The organism is Stenotrophomonas sp. PS02300 (genome assembly GCF_029959395.1).
Lineage (GTDB): Bacteria > Pseudomonadota > Gammaproteobacteria > Xanthomonadales > Xanthomonadaceae > Stenotrophomonas > Stenotrophomonas maltophilia_AD.
Window position 1 is genome coordinate 1 of record NZ_JASCOP010000003.1, and the last position, 15,981, is coordinate 15,981.

The 15,981-nt window shown below is 65.0% G+C and carries 21 protein-coding genes and 1 tRNA gene; 15 read left to right on the plus strand and 7 right to left on the minus strand.

Translation table 11 applies throughout. From position 1 onward, the window contains the following. Positions 1-339: 339 nt before the first annotated feature. The 9 genes from rpmI to QMX79_RS01295 all read left to right on the plus strand — a co-directional run bounded on the left by rpmI (position 340) and on the right by QMX79_RS01295 (position 7,030). Positions 340-537, plus strand: a complete 198-nt coding sequence (rpmI, locus tag QMX79_RS01255) for a 50S ribosomal protein L35 (protein ID WP_017355265.1) — start codon at positions 340-342, stop codon at positions 535-537. A 10-nt stretch (positions 538-547) separates the two neighbouring features. Beyond that, the gene (rplT, locus tag QMX79_RS01260; protein WP_003484828.1) at positions 548-907 is read left to right on the plus strand and encodes a 50S ribosomal protein L20; all 360 of its coding nucleotides are present in this window, start codon (positions 548-550) and stop codon (positions 905-907) included. Between the two features lie 192 nt (positions 908-1,099). Beyond that, a complete protein-coding gene (locus QMX79_RS01265; protein ID WP_282243572.1) occupies positions 1,100-2,095 on the plus strand; it encodes a phenylalanine--tRNA ligase subunit alpha in 996 nt (331 codons plus the stop codon). Between the two features lie 58 nt (positions 2,096-2,153). Then, entirely contained in the window at positions 2,154-4,532 is a 2,379-nt protein-coding gene (gene pheT / locus QMX79_RS01270) for a phenylalanine--tRNA ligase subunit beta (RefSeq protein ID WP_282243573.1), read from the plus strand. A gap of 26 nt (positions 4,533-4,558) precedes the next feature. Further along, on the plus strand, positions 4,559-4,858 hold the full coding sequence (locus QMX79_RS01275) for an integration host factor subunit alpha (RefSeq protein WP_005410432.1): 300 nt from the start codon (positions 4,559-4,561) through the stop codon (positions 4,856-4,858). After that, the gene (locus tag QMX79_RS01280) at positions 4,839-5,195 is read left to right on the plus strand and encodes a MerR family transcriptional regulator (protein ID WP_068853353.1); all 357 of its coding nucleotides are present in this window, start codon (positions 4,839-4,841) and stop codon (positions 5,193-5,195) included. Before QMX79_RS01275 ends, QMX79_RS01280 begins: the two co-directional genes overlap by 20 nt. Positions 5,196-5,262: 67 nt before the next feature. Then, positions 5,263-5,339, plus strand: a tRNA-Pro gene (locus tag QMX79_RS01285). Between the two features lie 361 nt (positions 5,340-5,700). Continuing rightward, positions 5,701-6,591, plus strand: coding sequence for a hypothetical protein (locus QMX79_RS01290; protein WP_282243582.1), 891 nt, complete (start codon positions 5,701-5,703; stop codon positions 6,589-6,591). After that, complete coding sequence (locus QMX79_RS01295; RefSeq protein WP_282243584.1) at positions 6,575-7,030, plus strand: hypothetical protein; 456 nt, start codon at positions 6,575-6,577, stop codon at positions 7,028-7,030. Before QMX79_RS01290 ends, QMX79_RS01295 begins: the two co-directional genes overlap by 17 nt. A gap of 354 nt (positions 7,031-7,384) precedes the next feature. On the opposite strand, the gene QMX79_RS01300 is transcribed toward QMX79_RS01295, so the two are convergent. Beyond that, positions 7,385-7,858: a hypothetical protein gene (locus QMX79_RS01300; protein ID WP_282243585.1), complete on the minus strand. Its 474-nt coding sequence runs from the start codon at positions 7,856-7,858 to the stop codon at positions 7,385-7,387. A gap of 439 nt (positions 7,859-8,297) precedes the next feature. Between QMX79_RS01300 and QMX79_RS01305 the strand changes: the two genes are divergently transcribed. The 3 genes from QMX79_RS01305 to QMX79_RS01315 all read left to right on the plus strand — a co-directional run bounded on the left by QMX79_RS01305 (position 8,298) and on the right by QMX79_RS01315 (position 10,247). Further along, positions 8,298-8,762, plus strand: coding sequence for a GNAT family N-acetyltransferase (locus QMX79_RS01305; protein WP_282243587.1), 465 nt, complete (start codon positions 8,298-8,300; stop codon positions 8,760-8,762). 88 nt (positions 8,763-8,850) lie between these two features. Beyond that, positions 8,851-9,855: an HWE histidine kinase domain-containing protein gene (locus tag QMX79_RS01310; RefSeq protein ID WP_282243761.1), complete on the plus strand. Its 1,005-nt coding sequence runs from the start codon at positions 8,851-8,853 to the stop codon at positions 9,853-9,855. Beyond that, positions 9,852-10,247, plus strand: coding sequence for a response regulator (locus QMX79_RS01315; RefSeq protein WP_282243589.1), 396 nt, complete (start codon positions 9,852-9,854; stop codon positions 10,245-10,247). The genes QMX79_RS01310 and QMX79_RS01315 overlap by 4 nt, the downstream gene beginning before the upstream one ends. A gap of 18 nt (positions 10,248-10,265) precedes the next feature. Here QMX79_RS01315 and QMX79_RS01320 read toward each other — a convergent pair whose 3' ends face one another. Then, positions 10,266-10,397 (minus strand): hypothetical protein, encoded by a 132-nt coding sequence (locus QMX79_RS01320; protein WP_282243590.1) that lies wholly within the window; start codon positions 10,395-10,397, stop codon positions 10,266-10,268. 282 nt (positions 10,398-10,679) lie between these two features. Here QMX79_RS01320 and QMX79_RS01325 point away from each other — a divergent pair, with 282 nt between their 5' ends. Further along, entirely contained in the window at positions 10,680-10,853 is a 174-nt protein-coding gene (locus QMX79_RS01325; RefSeq protein ID WP_068853344.1) for a DUF1328 domain-containing protein, read from the plus strand. A gap of 65 nt (positions 10,854-10,918) precedes the next feature. On the opposite strand, the gene QMX79_RS01330 is transcribed toward QMX79_RS01325, so the two are convergent. From QMX79_RS01330 to QMX79_RS01350, 5 genes are all read right to left on the minus strand, one after another. Further along, entirely contained in the window at positions 10,919-11,689 is a 771-nt protein-coding gene (locus QMX79_RS01330; protein ID WP_282243591.1) for a transporter, read from the minus strand. A 70-nt stretch (positions 11,690-11,759) separates the two neighbouring features. Then, entirely contained in the window at positions 11,760-12,242 is a 483-nt protein-coding gene (locus QMX79_RS01335; RefSeq protein WP_282243593.1) for a hypothetical protein, read from the minus strand. A gap of 97 nt (positions 12,243-12,339) precedes the next feature. Further along, positions 12,340-12,762 (minus strand): hypothetical protein, encoded by a 423-nt coding sequence (locus QMX79_RS01340; RefSeq protein ID WP_282243594.1) that lies wholly within the window; start codon positions 12,760-12,762, stop codon positions 12,340-12,342. After that, positions 12,759-12,986 (minus strand): hypothetical protein, encoded by a 228-nt coding sequence (locus tag QMX79_RS01345; RefSeq protein ID WP_068853336.1) that lies wholly within the window; start codon positions 12,984-12,986, stop codon positions 12,759-12,761. The genes QMX79_RS01340 and QMX79_RS01345 overlap by 4 nt, the downstream gene beginning before the upstream one ends. A gap of 2 nt (positions 12,987-12,988) precedes the next feature. After that, positions 12,989-13,765 (minus strand): MipA/OmpV family protein, encoded by a 777-nt coding sequence (locus QMX79_RS01350; protein WP_282243597.1) that lies wholly within the window; start codon positions 13,763-13,765, stop codon positions 12,989-12,991. Positions 13,766-13,881: 116 nt separating this feature from the next. On the opposite strand from QMX79_RS01350, the gene QMX79_RS01355 reads away from it, so the two are divergent. Beyond that, the gene (locus QMX79_RS01355) at positions 13,882-14,556 is read left to right on the plus strand and encodes a response regulator transcription factor (protein ID WP_282243600.1); all 675 of its coding nucleotides are present in this window, start codon (positions 13,882-13,884) and stop codon (positions 14,554-14,556) included. After that, complete coding sequence (locus QMX79_RS01360) at positions 14,553-15,908, plus strand: HAMP domain-containing sensor histidine kinase (protein ID WP_282243601.1); 1,356 nt, start codon at positions 14,553-14,555, stop codon at positions 15,906-15,908. Before QMX79_RS01355 ends, QMX79_RS01360 begins: the two co-directional genes overlap by 4 nt. Positions 15,909-15,981: the final 73 nt, after the last annotated feature.

Below are 15,981 nucleotides of genomic sequence, written 5' to 3' on the forward strand. Positions count from 1 at the left end.
CCCGAATAATAAATACGGGTGCAGCGCGTAGAGCCACGCCCTGCGTGGCTTCGCGGACCCGAACCGCGCGCGGCCACGCCGCGCGGCGTTCAGGTTGGGCCGTTTCCGGCAAACCCCGCCCAATCAAAGGTTTGCAACCGTCACAGTTCCCATGCATAATGGGCGACCCCGTTTTTTCGCGGGGCTGCTGTTTTGAACGGTTTCAAGCTTTTCAACGGCAACAGGACCGGCCTGGTTCCCAGTGGGGATCCCGGGCTTACAAGCAGGCAAGGGCACGGACGGAAAGTGTGGCAATGCCACCGCCCTGGTCAGTGACAAAACATCATCAAGGACATTGCAATGCCCAAGATCAAGACCAACCGGGCGGCGGCCAAGCGTTTCCGCAAGACCGCCTCCGGTAAGTTCAAGGCTGGCCACGCCAACCGTAGCCACATCCTCACGAAGAAGTCGACCAAGCGGAAGCGCAATCTGCGTCAGACGAACCATGTTCGTGCAGAAGACGCAGGCCGTTTGAACCGTATGCTTCCCTACCTCTGAGGACTGACCCATGGCACGAGTAAAGCGTGGCGTACAGGCGCGTCGCCGCCACAAGAAAATTCTGACCCTGGCCAAGGGCTACTACAACGCCCGCCGCAAGGTGTTCCGCGTTGCCAAGCAGGCCGTCATCAAGGCCCAGCAGTACGCCTACATCGGTCGTAAGCAGAAGAAGCGTAATTTCCGTTCGCTGTGGATCACCCGCATCAACGCGGCTGCCCGCATCAATGGTCTGAGCTACAGCCGTTTCATGAACGGCCTGCTGAAGGCGGGTATCACCCTGGACCGCAAGGTCCTGGCCGATATCGCCGTGCACGACGCAGCTGGTTTTGCAGCACTGGCCGAAAAGGCCAAGGGCGCACTGGCGGCATAAGTCCATTCCCCGCCGTTGCCGTGCAAACGCAACGGCTGCGGGTAAGGCAATGCATGGGGAAGGGCGCAAGTCCTTCCCCATTCTTTTTTGTGGCGGCGGCAGCCCAACCGGGTGCCGCCCCGACAGCGGTGGCGACGGGGGTCGGCCCGGCGCGCATCGCGAAGGCATACCGACGCGAGGTCCAGGCTATCCATGAGTGACATCCAATCCCTGACCACCCAGGCGCTGGCCGACGTGGCCGCCGCCCAGAGCCCCGATGCGCTGGAAGCCCTGCGCGTGGCGCTGCTCGGCAAGAGCGGCAGCATCACCGCACAGCTCAAGCAGCTGGGTGCGCTGCCGGCCGACGAGCGCAAGGCCGCCGGCGAAGCCATCAACCAGGCCCGTGACGCGCTGACCAGCGCGCTGGGCGAACGCAAGGCCGTGCTGGAGAACGCCGCGCTCGACGCGCGCCTGGCGGCCGAAGCGATCGACATCACCCTGCCGGGGCGCCGCGCCGAACGCGGTGGCCTGCACCCGGTGACCCGTACCTTGGAGCGCATCACCGAAATCTTCGGCCGCCTCGGTTACGAGCTCTCCGAAGGCCCGGAAATCGAAGACGACTGGCACAACTTCGAAGCCCTGAACTTCCCGCCGCACCACCCGGCGCGTGCCATGCACGACACCTTCTACTTCGGCGATGGCCGCCTGCTGCGCACGCATACCTCCGGTGTGCAGGTGCGCTACATGGGCGACCACGCACCGCCGCTGCGCATGATCGCGGCCGGCAAGGTGTACCGCAGCGACAGCGACCAGACCCATTCGCCGATGTTCCACCAGGTGGAAGGCCTGCTGGTGGATGAGCATTCAACCTTCGCCGACCTCAAGGGCACCTTGTCCGAGTTCGTGCGCGCATTCTTCGAACGCGATTTCGAAATGCGCTTCCGCCCCAGCTACTTCCCGTTCGTGGAACCGGGTGCGGAAGTGGATATCGCCTGGCAGCAGCCCGATGGCAGCACCCGCTGGCTGGAAGTGCTCGGCTGCGGCATGGTCCACCCCAACGTGCTGCGCAACGTGGGCATCGACCCGGAGCGTTACACCGGCTTCGCCTTCGGCCTGGGCGTGGAGCGCTTCGCCATGCTGCGTTACGGCGTGAACGACCTGCGCGCGTTCTTCGAGAACGACGTGCGGTTCCTCAAACAATTCGCGTAACGCCGAACGACATTCATCACGGCCCAGGCGCCTGCGCCGGGCCCACCAGGGTGACACCATGAAATTCTCTGAAAACTGGCTGCGCAGCCACGTTCCCACCACCGCCTCGCGCGACGAGCTGAGCGCGGTGCTGACCGCCATCGGCCTGGAAGTTGAAGAGGTCACCGACCTCGGCGCCAGCCTCGACCACGTGGTGGTGGCGCGCATCGTTACCGCCGAGCGCCACCCTGAAGCCGACCGCCTGCAGATCTGCCAGGTCGATGCCGGGCAGGGCGAGCAGCTGCAGATCGTGTGCGGCGCGCCCAACGCGCGCCCGGGCCTGGTCGCACCGCTGGCGATGATCGGCGCGAAGATCGGCGACTTCAACATCAAGGCGGCCAAGCTGCGCGGCGTGGATTCCAACGGCATGCTGTGCTCGGCCAAGGAACTCGGCCTGGACAGCGACGCCTCGGGCCTGTTCGAGCTGCCCGATGACGCCCCGGTGGGCCAGTCGCTGGTGGAATACCTGGGCCTGCCCGACGCCAGCATCGAGATCAAGCTCACCCCCAACCGCGCCGACTGCTTCAGCGTGCGCGGCATCGCCTTCGACGTGGCCGCCGCGTGCGCCAGTGAAGTGGTGCCGTTCAACGCCGCGCCGATCGCCGCCGTGGGCAGCCGCGAACTGAGCATCGCCCTGGATGCCGGCGCCGAAGCGCCGCGTTACCTCGGCCGTGTGATCGAAGGCGTGAACCCGCGCGCCGCCACCCCGCTGTGGATGGCCGAGCGCCTGCGCCGCAGTGGCGTGCGCCCGGTGTCGCTGCTGGTGGACATCACCCAGTACGTGATGCTGGAACTGGGCCAGCCGATGCACGCCTACGACCTGGGCACCCTGCAGGGCAGCATCGCCGTGCGCCGCTCGCGCGCAGGGGAAACCCTGAAGCTGCTGGACGGCCGCGACGCCGCGCTGGACGACGGCTTCCTGGTCATCACCGACGCCGACCGCCCGGTGGGCCTGGCCGGCATCATGGGCGGTTACGACACCCGCGTCACCGACGACACCACTGCCGTGTTCCTGGAAGCGGCGCACTTCGCACCGGCCGCCATCATGGGCCGTGGCCGCAAGCTGGGCCTGCACACCGACGCCGGCCACCGCTTCGAGCGTGGCGTGGACCCGGCGCTGCCGCGCACCGCCATCGAATACGCCACCCGCCTGGTGCTGGACCTGGCCGGCGGCACCCCGGCACCGGTCACCGAAGCCGTGCGCGAGGCCGACCTGCCGGCCACCGCTACCATCGGGCTGCGCCGTGCGCGCATCGCCCGCGTGCTGGGCATCCAGATCGCCGATGCCGACGTGGAGCGCATCCTGCGCGCGCTGGGCATGGACGTGGCCGCCGCCGCCGAGGGCTGGCAGGTCACCGCGCCCAGCCGCCGCTTCGACATCGCCATCGAAGAAGACCTGATTGAAGAGCTGGCCCGCATCCACGGCTACGAGCGCATTCCCACCACCCTGCCGGGCGGTGCCGCGCGGATCGCCATGCCCAGCGAAACCCGCCTGGACGACCTGAGCACGCGCCGCCAGCTGGTGGCCCGCGACCTGCAGGAAACCATCAACTACGCCTTCGTCGACGCCGGCCTGCTGGCCCAGTGGCAGCTGCAGGACAACGTGGTGGCGCTGGCCAACCCGCTGTCGGCCGAGCTGGCGGTGATGCGCCCGGCACTGCTGCCGGGCCTTGTGACCACCCTGGGCCGCAACGCCGCGCGCCAGCAGGGCACCGTGCGCCTGTTCGAACTGGGCCGGGTATTCCACCCGCAGGCCGGGCAGGGCGCCGCCCCGCTGGAAACCCAGCGCGTGGCCGTGGCCGTGTGTGGCGATGCCACCCCGCAGCAGTGGGGCCTGGCCACCCGCAAGGTCGATTTCCATGACCTCAAGGGCGACCTGGAATCGCTGGCCGCCGCTTCCGGCGCCGCGCTCAGCTTCGTGCCTTCCACTCGCCCGTACGGCCACCCGGCGCGCTCGGCCGAGGTGTTGCGCGATGGCGCCAGCATCGGCTGGATCGGCCAGATCCACCCGCGCCTGGCCAAGGCCATGGACATCGACGTGGACGTGTTCGGCCTGGAGCTGGACCTGGCCCCGCTGGCCGCCCGCAGCCTGCCGCGCGCCACCGAGCTGTCCCGTTTCCCCTCCGTGCGCCGCGACCTGGCCTTCCTGGTGCCCGAAGCCGCCGCCTGGACCGACCTGGAAGCCACCCTGCGCCGGGCCGTGGGCCCGCTGCTGCGCCAGGTGACCCTGTTCGACCGCTACGTGGGCCAGGGGGTCGAGCCGGGCTTCAAGAGTCTCGCTATGGGCTTGATTTTGCAGGACAAGTCGCGCACTCTGACGGACCGCGACGTGGATGCGGTGGTCACCGAGGCGGTGGCCGCAATGGAGCGTGAACACCACGCCCGGATCCGCGGTTGAGCGGGCAGCATGGGGGGTAGCAGGCAATGGCATTGACCAAGGCTGAGATGGCCGAAAAGCTGTTCGACGAAGTGGGTCTGAACAAGCGCGAAGCCAAGGAATTTGTCGACGCGTTCTTCGATGTACTGCGTGAAGCGTTGGAACAGGGACGTCAGGTGAAGCTTTCCGGCTTCGGCAACTTCGACCTGCGGCGCAAGAACCAGCGCCCGGGCCGCAACCCGAAAACCGGCGAGGAAATTCCGATTTCCGCCCGTACGGTGGTCACCTTCCGTCCGGGCCAGAAGCTCAAGGAAAGGGTAGAGGCATATGCTGGATCCGGGCAGTAACCGCGAACTTCCGCCGATACCGGCCAAGCGCTACTTCACCATTGGTGAAGTCAGCGAGCTGTGCGATGTAAAGCCGCACGTGCTGCGCTACTGGGAAACCGAATTTCCCAGCCTGGAACCGGCCAAGCGCCGTGGCAACCGCCGCTACTACCAGCGCCACGACGTGCTGATGGTGCGCCAGATCCGCGGCCTGCTCTACGAACAGGGCTACACCATCGGCGGTGCCCGCCTGCGCCTGGAAGGTGCCGGCGCGCGCGACGAATCGGCGCTGAGCAACCAGATCATCAAGCAGACGCGGATGGAGCTGGAAGAAGTGCTCCAGCTGCTGCGTCGCTGAACCATTTTTCGATCAAACCGGTTATACTCGTCGGCCCGCTGAGAGGCGGGGACAACACCAGCAACATCGGGGCGTAGCGCAGCCTGGTAGCGCATCTGCCTGGGGGGCAGAGGGTCGTCGGTTCAAATCCGGCCGTCCCGACCACTGTTGGTGACACGATCAAGGGTTCGCACTTCTGGTGCGGGCCCTTTTTTGTTTTGGTGGCGTTTAACACCAGATCGCCCAGGCGCTTGGGTTTCATGAAAGGTTGGATTCCGACAAGTTGGTCGCTGGCGGGTGATTGGGCAGGGTAGCCGCATCAACTAATTCTTCTGGAATTTGCCGGCTGAGCTGCCGGAGATGTCGGTTTGGGCCCGTTCTTCGGACTCAGTTTCGATAACGCGATCAAGGTTTGAACTTTCTGTCCCCGGTGCATTACTTCCAAGTAGAACAGTGGGACCGGGCGCACCTTTCTGGCTAGTGCGCAGTGCTACCGTTGCGCCCCCTGATTTCTGGACGCGCTTACATGTCTATCAGCGCCACTCCCGACACTGTGTTCAACGACACGCTGAATGAAGCGTTTGACGCGCTGAAGTCTGGTGTCAATGACAGCGTTGCGGTGCGTCGACTTCGAAAGAGGGCAGACGAACTTTCATCGATAGATGCAGCTGGCGCATGGGAACTGCGTGCATATGCGTCTGCTATGAGCAGTTTGTTTGATGCGGCGGATGAAGACTTCGCGCGCGCCGTTCGGCTCCAACCAGCGAACTCAAATCTCAAGGTCCGTTGGTTGGCGATGCTGTGCGTCACTGGCCAGTCCGGCAAGGCGAAGGAGCGTTTCGTCGAGTTTCGGGGGGAGTTGGATGGCAACTTCGCCGCCATGCAGGCTGTCATCAGTCTGCTTGGGTACGTCGGCTTGCTGTATGACGCTTTCCTGCTTCGTGAGCGTGTTGCTGAGCTTGGCGGGGATGGCGGCAGCGCCATTCTTGATCACGAGTTCGGTATAGCGTCTGTTCCAGACAGAAAAGGTGCGGATGTCCCAGACAACTGCGAAGGCGCAGAGTCCTTGCCGAGCAGTATCTATAAATTCTCTGTGGAGGACGCAGTGGATGACCTTTCAGCCCAGGGCTTGAATGTCGATTCGTGGTCCGAGCCAGTCGGCTGCGCGATCCAGTTTCTTCGAGATAGACAGCTGAAGGTGCTGGCGGTCAGATCTTCGTTCATCCCGCACGAGTATGGCCCTGCGTCGATGCATTTTCAGATACTCGTCGATGATGTGATCGATGTCACCAGCGTCGCAGAATCCGACTTCTATGACCTTCTGGTTGAACGCGACTTTCCCATCATCCTCAGTGGTGGTGCCAGCATAGCGTTCATCCCTACTATCGATGAGGCGCTCGATGCCGATCTCACCTGAGCATCTTCGTGACTTCGCCAGAAGGCACGCCTGTGGGCAGTCCGATGAGGTGGCTCTACGGGCGGCGTCCAGCAGGTCGTACTACGCCGCGTTCCATTTTCTACATCCTTTCGTTGATCAGCTGCCGTCATCCCGTCGGTGCCCGCCCAATGTCATGCACGTCTCTCATGCCGAGATGATCGAGCGGTTGAGGGAGTGGCGTACCGATAGGCTCGGCGTAGACCTGGGTTGCTTGGTGCCGTTGAAGAGCAAGCTGATTGTGAGGCTGATAGCCGCAAGGAACGCGCGCGTTCGCGCGGATTACCAGATGAACGCCGACGTGAGTCTTGGCGAGGTCAAGGATCAGATTTGCCGCGTTCGCGACATCGTTGACGCAGTAGTGAAGATCAACAATGAGATCATCAGGCTGAAACGTTCCGCAAATCCACCAACCAATTGAGTGTTCGCGAGGTTGGAGATTAGTGGAAGTCAGAAAGAACCCATAGCCCTCGGCGCAAGCCGGCTTGCTCTTACCGGAGCCGTAGGGTTAGGAACTGAGTTGTAGATAGCGTTTGCGATTGTGTAGATGGCAAAGAGCTGGCGGTGACTGCAGGGTCGATGTTTCAGGCTATATCCGCTGAGGGCCTGGCTGCTAAACGACAAGCAGCTTTTGCAATGATTTCCCAGCGTGGCTGGGGATGCTCCGAACCCCCTTTCGTGGTGACATGGAAGGCTTGCTAAGGAGACTGCTGCGTCATTGCGCTGTGGTATCGAAAAAGGCCCGTCTCGGGCCTTTTTCGTTGGTGCGTTGGCTTTAGTGCGTGGTTGCGGGGGAGCTGCTGTCTGCTTCTGGTGGAGCCAGCGGCTCTTCGTCGATGTCCACGATGGCGATCAGTGCGAGGAGGTTCTTTATCGGCATGTCCTCAACCGTTCCAGGGCAGCGCTCGAGCACATCGATCAGCTCCAGCAGTTCGATGATCCTCAGATCGTAGATGCGAAACAGCTTGCGTATGACACGGAACAGGTCGTGTCGAGAGGGGTCGTGCTGGCCGATCATGCGTTCGACGAAGTTGCCCGCATCCGGGGAGCTTCCGCAGCGGGTCTCAGCGAGAGCCTGCATGATCTCGCCGATAGTCAGCGAATCAAGTGGTCGGGTGGTGGCGGCCAGGCGTTCTTCAAGTTCGACCCACGCCGAGCTGTTCCATTCCAGAGAGTCGGAAATGTCGCCGAAGTAATGAGCTAAGTGCACGGTGACGCGTGTTGGCGCCGCGAGGTTGTCAGAGTTCATGACTAGATTCCTTTGCAGTTTGGGGTCCGCCGCCCTAACGCCAATTAGGGTGGCGGACGGTACGCGGTTGGCGTGCCGGGCAAAGGTCCGGTGGGCCTAAGGCCCCCGCGCACCGCCCGCCGTAGAAGTGGCAGGCAATCGCCCTCGACCGATGCAGCGGCGCAAAAAAAAGCGCCGTGCATCGGTCGATGGGCGCTGGTGCGCCTTCGCTCGGGACGCCAATCCCGGTCGTCGATTGTTCGACGACGGGGCGATCCTGCGCGTGCCGCTCGAAGGCTGTCAACAGTCTGATTGCGGAATTGTGCACTGGTAAAGAATGCCTGCGCCAGCACGTCGTAAACAGCATTTCTTTCGTTAAGGACGTGCCCACAAAAGGGTCGCTAGATCCGAGCTGCGCAATGCCAGCTACCATGCAGATGTCAGTTTCAAACCGGTTTTCATGGAGGACACCCCAATGGCAGTACGGCGACTACGGGCCACCGATCTGGAGCAGGCCAGTGCGGTGTGCATGGCGTCCTTCATGGAGGCGGTGGCGCCCTCGCTCTCGCCGCTGGGGATTGAGACGTTTACGGGGATCGTGTCGATGAACGGCTTCGCCGATCGCATGTCCGACGACAACGACATGTTTGTCTTCGAGACCGCCGGGCGGGTCATCGGGGTGGCCGAGCTGATGGGCGGCCAGCACGTGGCGACGCTGTTCGTGGCGCCGGGTTGGCAGGGGCAGGGGGTTGGGCGGGCGCTGATGACGGCGCTGCTGGAGTGCGCGCGGGGCGAGGTCGTTACGGTGCGGGCCTCGTTGAGCTCGGTGCCGGCCTACCAGCGGTATGGGTTCCGGGTGTCGGGCGAGGTGGGGGAGTACCTGGGGCTGGTGTATCAGCCCATGGAGATGAACAACCTCCGCTAGAATCGGGCGTTCACAAAGCGCCAACGTGATCCCACTTTCACGTCGTGGCTCCTATGCTTCGTCCAAATGAACAGGGCTCTATCCCGTGCTGCAGGATCAGGAAGACAACAGCGCCAAATGGCGGATCTACGAAGCCCTGCTGCAGGCAACCCCGGATCTGTCCTACGTCTTTGACCTGCAGCATCGCTTCATCTACGCCAACAAGGCGCTGCTGAACATGTGGGGCATGACCTGGGATGAGGCGATGGGCAAGACCTGCCTGGAGATCGGCTACGAGCCTTGGCATGCGGCGATGCACGACGCGGAGATCGAGCGGGTGATTGCCACCAAGCAGCCCATCCGCGGGGATGTGCCGTTCCCGCACGCTACCGAGGGCGTGCGCATCTACGACTACATTTTCACCCCGGTGATAGGCCCCGATGGCGAAGTGGAGGCCATTGCCGGCAGCACCCGCGATGTGACCGAGCGCAAGCGCCACGAGCAGCACCTGCAGCTGCTCATCAACGAGCTCAACCACCGGGTCAAGAACTCGCTGGCGATGGTGCAGTCCATCACCCGGCAGACCTTCCGCAACGCGCAGAACATCGTCGACGCCGGCGAGAAGATCGAAGAGCGCCTGCTGGCGCTGGCCGGCGCACACGATGTGCTGACCCGCGAAAACTGGCACAGCGCCGATATCCATGACCTGGTCCAGGCCACGGCGGACCTGCACGGCGAAGGCGGGCGGCGCTTCGATATCCAGGGCGAGCCCTGCCGGCTCGATCCCCGCCGCGCCTTGGCGCTGGCCATGGCGCTGCATGAGCTGGGCACCAACGCCGTCAAGCATGGTGCGCTTTCGGGGCCTGAGGGCCGCGTGCGCGTGGCGTGGGGGCAACGCCAGGTCGATGGGGAGGACCTGATCGAACTGGAGTGGCAGGAGCGCGATGGCCCGCCGGTGCAGCCGCCGGCGCAACGCGGGTTCGGCTCGCGGTTGCTCGAACGCGGCCTCAAGCACGATCTTGGCAGCGATGTGGAGCTGACGTTCGAGCCGGAAGGCCTGCGGTATCGGGTATCGATACCGCACGGCGATGACGCGGTCCAGGTGCACCCGTGAGCCCGCGCGTCCTGGTCGTCGAAGACGAATCGCTCATCGCGATGCTTGTCGAGGACGGGCTGGAGACGCTGGGCTACGAAGTGGTGGGGCCGGTGGGCACCGTGGATGCGGCGCTACGGCTTGTGGAGCAGACGCCCTTTGACCTGGCGCTGCTGGACATCAATCTGGGCGGGAAGCAGTCGTTCCCGATCGCCGAGGCGCTGGAGGCGCGCGGCATTCCGTATGTCTTCCTTACCGGCTATGACAGATCCAGCCTTCCGCTGGCATTCCAGCATCGCTTCGGGTTGCAGAAGCCGTTCCGGATGTCAGCCTTGCAACAGGCGCTGGAAAAACTGCAGCGAAGCGAGCGTGGCGGCAAAGCGCCTGCCCATCGTCCTGCATTGGGCCACTGATGCCGCTGCCGGGCCCAATCAGTTGACGGCGCGAATCACTTCTTCAATCAGCACGACGTAGCAGGCCACGAAGTAGACCTTGAGCAGGGCGGGATGCTGCTTGGTGACGAATGCGCGCATGGCGGTAAGGCCGTAGTGGGACGTCAGCATTGTGACCAGACGGTGAAATTGAGGCAACGGTCACACATTCAGTGCGGTGATGAGAGGCTTCGTGAGCGAGCTTGAAAATCAATGGCTTGCGTGGGTCGCCTCGGAATTGCTCCCTACCGTTCGTCGGAAAATTCCTACAAGCGTCGCTGAATACGTAGCGGGCGTCTTCACATCCACGTAGGGATTTCACGCGGTTCACGCGCCCCATTCACTGTTGCGGCACACGCCAATCGCTAGCGTGGAGTCCTGTCAGTCAACCCGCATTCCGGGCAAAGGAACAACATGATCAAGTGGGCCATCATCTTCGCCATCATCGGTCTCATCGCCGGCGCACTCGGCTTTGCCGGCATCGGCGGCGCCGCCATTGGCGTGGCCAAGTTCCTGTTCTGGGCCGGCATCATCATCGCCGTCATCCTGTTCCTGCTGGGCATGACGGTCGCCAAGAAAGTGACCTGACCCCAGGGCCGTAACGTGTAACACCGCCGAAGGAGCCTGCGCAGCGATGCGCAGGCTTTTTTGGTTCACTCGAAGTAGAGCGACACCCCCAGTCCAGCCTGCAGATCCGGGCTGTTGCTGTCCAGGCCGAGGTCGAACGAAGCGTCCAGCTGCACCCGGCGGGCTGCCATCCAGGTCACGCCTGCACCGGCTACCGAGGTGGAAGGTTCGCCATTCGTGTGGGTGAAACCCGCCTCGATGTAGGTGCTTACTGTGTCGCTTACGGCGAGGCTGAGGCTGGGCGACCAGCTGAACTCGTCCTCGCCCGCGCCGCGCGTGGCATTGGCATACAGCGCGGTGCTCCACTGGGCGTTGAAGGTGTACTCGTAGCTGGCGCCGAGCTGGTACTGGGTGCCGCCTTCGCTGAAGTCGCGTGAGCCGGTGTCGAAGCTGGTGCTGGCCAGCAGCGCGACAGCGTGTTTGTCCGATTCGAGGGGAAGCGCGAACTTCAGCGCAAGACCGCTGTCGCCTGCACCCCGCGTGGTGGTCGAGGGTGCGTTGCGCGGCGCTTCGCGCAGGCGGTTCCAGGGGCTGCCGAAGGCCTGCAGTTCCAGATGGGCGCCCAGGCCCACGCGCAGCAGCAGGTCGGTGCCGTACTGGGTGGTGCGCGTGCCGTCGTCATCGCGGTCGCGTTCGTAGCTGGGCAGGCCCAGTTCCAGCGCAGCGCTGCCCTGAGGCAGCACCGAGGCCGAAAAGCCCAACCCCGGGCGGTCGAACGCCGGTGTTTCCGCATCGTCCTGCTGCGCCCACGCGGGCGCGGCCAGCGCCAGCAACATCACCGCCATCACACCACGCATCGCCACACCTGCCGTCGGGAAACAGCTGCAGCCTAGCGAGGCGCCGGCAACGCGCCGTGAGGACGTGCTCTCACTCTTTTGCGCGGCCTTCGTCCTGGCCAGCGTCCTTCTCCCGGCGGGTATCGTCGTCGCTGTCATTGCGTCCCTGCCGGGCATGGCGCTGGCCGGGAAGATCGGTCGACAAGGGGCGCGAGGGTTCGGCGATCAATGGGCTGCGGCTTTGCGCATGCACGCGCGGCAGGGGCGTACGCGGATCGGGCAGCACCCAGAAGCCATTGCCCAGTTCCGGGCGGCGAGCCGCCTCGGGGTCCAGTGCCGGGGCGGAGTCTTCCTCTTCCGGATCGGGCCACTGCAGGCCGTGTCGCCTGCCGCCTTCTTCCTGCTCCTGGTCGTGCGCGCTGTCGTTGTCGTCCGCAGCGGAAGGCGTCATCCCATCCAACGCGTCGGCAGCTTCCTGCCAGCCCGGCGCATCGGCGCCGACCGCGTCGGTGAGCGGGGTGGGCGATTCAATGCGGGGTGGGAAGGGCGGTGGAACATCGGAAGGAACTCGCATGGGCAGTGCGTCCGCTGCGCTGGAAAGGAAGCCGGACAGTGATCCTGCCGGCCCCGCTTTTCAACGCAACAAGTCGCAAACTGCCCAACCGTGCGGATCACTCCGGGCGGGTCAGCGCCAGCAGCCCTTCCAGCAGCCGGGCCGCACGCGGCTGCCCGTCATCGTCGATCGGGCACGCCATGGACTGCAGCCAGAAGCCGTGCGCGGCGCGGCGCGCGGCGGTGAGGCGGTGGTCGTCGCCTTCGCCGGGGTGGCGCAGCAACTGGGCCTGGATCCACCGTTTGAGGGCCTGGGCGATTTCCGGATCCGGCCGCCCACGCGGCACCCCGGCACCCGGTTCGGGGCGCAGCAGGCATGCACGGAAAATCGCGGTGACATAGGCACGGGAAAACCGCCCGTGGCGGTCCGGGTCCTGTTCGATCAGCGACTGTACCGCCTGGTCGAACGTGACCAGCGCGGCAGCCAGCGCCGGTGCGTCTGCGGGTTCGTCGGTGCTCAGCATCGGGAAGGGTCGGCTCATGTGGGGGCCTGCGGTAGTTGCGGCGGCGTGGTGCCCGCCTGCGCGAGCACCCCGTGCAGCAGTTCAATCACCCGTTCGCCCTGGCCGTTGCAGGCCAGTTCGAAGGTGGTGTGGCCGCCCAGGGCGGCCAGTGGGGCATGCAGGATCCATTGCAGTACCTGGGTGCGGTCCGGCTCGATCTGCAGTGCTACGTTGGCGACACGGCGTACGATGCCTTCGCGCATAGTCAGAATCCGTAAGTGAGCGCCAGCAGCGCGGTATCCATGTGGTCGCCCCGGGTCATCGGGCTGTCCTTCACCGCGCTGGAAAGCAGGGTGCGGCGCAGCGATGCGGTGGCGGTCCAGTGCGCGCCCAGCGGCATCAGCGCGGTGACGTCCATGTAGGGAGCAACGCCGCTGTCGGCCTTGTAACGGGCCAGGCTGCTGCGCTGTGCTTCATCGGCGCTGATGCCGAAGTAGTAATCGTTGAGCGCGCTGCTGGCGTAGTTCACGCCCACGCCGGGAATCAGCACGACCTTGCCGGTCGGAATCGGGTAAGAATATTTGGCGTCCGCCGCCACGCCACCACCGTGCCCGCTCACTTCGGCCAGGACGTTGCCCTGCAGTACGCCCCACGGCGCGGTATGGCGCACGGCCACGCCGGCCATCGCCGAGAGGTTGCGGTTGTCGAGCTGGCGCAGCTGCAGGTCATCGGTATCCTTGCGCTTGAAGCGCATCACGTGCGGCTGGGCCAGCAGCGAGACTTCGGTTTTCTCGTTGTCGAACAGCGTGTAGCCGATGCTGCCGCCACGGAAATGGAACTTTTTGCCTTCGTAGTTGATGACCGGTGCAGGCAGCACGTCGGTGTCATAGCCGGCATAGGGCGACTTCTGTGCCACCACGGCCAACCCCAGGCTGCTGCGGGGTCTTTCGCCGGGGGCGGCCTGGGCCAGCACACTGCCGCTGGCCAGCAGGCCCAGCAGGGTGATGCCTGCCGTCGCTGCCTTCCGTGAACCGATTTGCATGGGTACTGCTCCTGGGGGGACGATCAAACCTCCATGGTGGCCGCCGGACATTGTGGGAACGTTGCGCCGGCCGGCGCGGTACCATCGGCGCCCATTACCCCCTTGCCCGTATTGCCATGCGCATCCTGCTGCTTGAAGACGACCCCGAACTGGCCGGCGCCATCCAGGCCAGCCTGGGCCGCCATGGCATGGTGGTGGACCTGGTGGTGTCGATGGCGCAGGCGGCCGAGGCGCTGAAATCCGGCGTGCACCAGGTGCTGCTGCTGGACCGGCAGCTGCCCGATGGCGATGGCGCCAATTTCGTGCGGGTGGCGCGCAGCCACATTCCCAACCTGCCGGTGATCATGCTCACCGCGCGCGATTCGGTGGCCGACCGCGTGGTCGGGTTGGATGTAGGCGCCGACGATTACCTGACCAAACCCTTCGCGGTGGAAGAGCTGCTGGCGCGGATCCGCGCGATTTCGCGGCGGCCCGCGCAGATCACCCTGCCGGTACTGGCGCTGGGGCGGCTGCAGTTCGATTTCGTGGCACGCGAAGCCAGCGTGGACGGTGCGCTGCTTGCACTGCCGCGCCGGCAACTGCTGGTGCTGGAAGCACTGGCCCTGCGCCAAGGCCGCACCGTGGCGCGCGCGGCGCTGCAGGAGGCGGTGTATGGCTTCGATGATGAGATTCAATCCAATGCGCTCGACGCGCACGTCTCCAAGCTGCGCCGCGCGCTGGCCGATGCCGATGCGCAGGTGGAAATCCACGTGATGCGCGGCATTGGCTACCTGCTCAAGGAAACCGCATGAAGTTCCTCAAACCCGGCTCGCTGTCCTTCAGCCTGGCCTGGAAGATCTGCCTGATCCAGATGACCATGGTGGCGGTGGGGCTTACCGGCATGGTGCTGATGTACGGCGACCGTGGCGCGGCCTATATCGACTGGAAAACCAGCCAATCGGTGGCCGAGGCGATCCACGTGGAGGGCGATGCGCTGCGGGTGGATTGGGATGCGGTGAACGAGGCGGTGCCTGACCGCCCGGCCACGTTCTGGTTTGCCGCCGCCGATGAGCAGGGCCGCACCCTGGAGCAGGGCAACGTACCGGCCGCGTTCCGCCCGCTGGTGCAGCAGCTGCAGCACGTGGAGCCCACCGATGTGCGCACGCGCACGCACGGGGTGGAACTGGCGATGCGGGTATGGGTAACCGAGCCCGATGGCGGGCGCATCCACGTGATGCTGGGCGGCATTCCGCATCGCGGGCTGTGGCGGCAGATGCTGGTGGTGATCGGCTACCTGGGCGGCTGGATCACCCTGCCGCTGATCGTGATCACGCTGGTGGTGGCGCCGTGGGCGATCCATCGTTCCCTGCGCGGGGTGAACCGGGTGGCGGCGCAGGCCGCGGCGATCCAGATCACCGAACGCGGGCGCGGGCTGGATACCCACGCGGTGCCGCGCGAAATCGTGCCGCTGGTGGATGCGTTCAACGCGGCGGTGCGGCGCATTGGTGAAAGCTACGACGCGCAGGACCGGTTCCTGGTGGGCGCAGCGCACGAGCTGCGCATGCCGATTGCCATCCTGGCCACGCGCATTGCCGACCTGCCGCCGGGGCAGGTGCGTTCACGCCTGCAGCGCGACCTGGGCCGGCTGAGCAACATCGCCGAACAGCTGCTGGACCTGCAGCGGCTGGATCACCACCGCAGCCAGCACCAGCGCATCGACCTGGCCGCCTTGACCGGCGAGGTCGCCGCCGATGTGGCGCCGCTGCTGATCGATGCCGGCTACGAATTCGCGGTGGAAGCACCAGACGCACCGGTCTGGGTGCGCGGTGATCCGGATGCGCTGCACCGGGTCATCAGCGGCCTGCTGCAGAACGCCATCGCCCATGGCGGCGGACGTGGGCTGGTGGTGGTGGAGCTGCAGGCCGGCGGGGTGCTGTCGGTCAGCGACGAGGGCGATGGCGTGCCCGAGCAGGCCCGGCAATCGATATTCGAGCCTTTCCACCGGCTGCGCCCCAGCGGCAGTGGCAGCGGGCTGGGGTTGTATCTGGCGCGTGAAATCATGCTGCGGCACGGCGGCAGCATCGTGGCCGAAGAAGCGGCCAGTGGGGGCGCGCGATTTGTGATGACGTTGCCAGTTGAGCCAGTCGAGGCCCAGCGCAGCTGACATTCACTGGCCCGTCACTGGCGAACCGTTCAGATCCAGATGGATCGTTTCCAAACCAGCCCCTGGCTGGCGC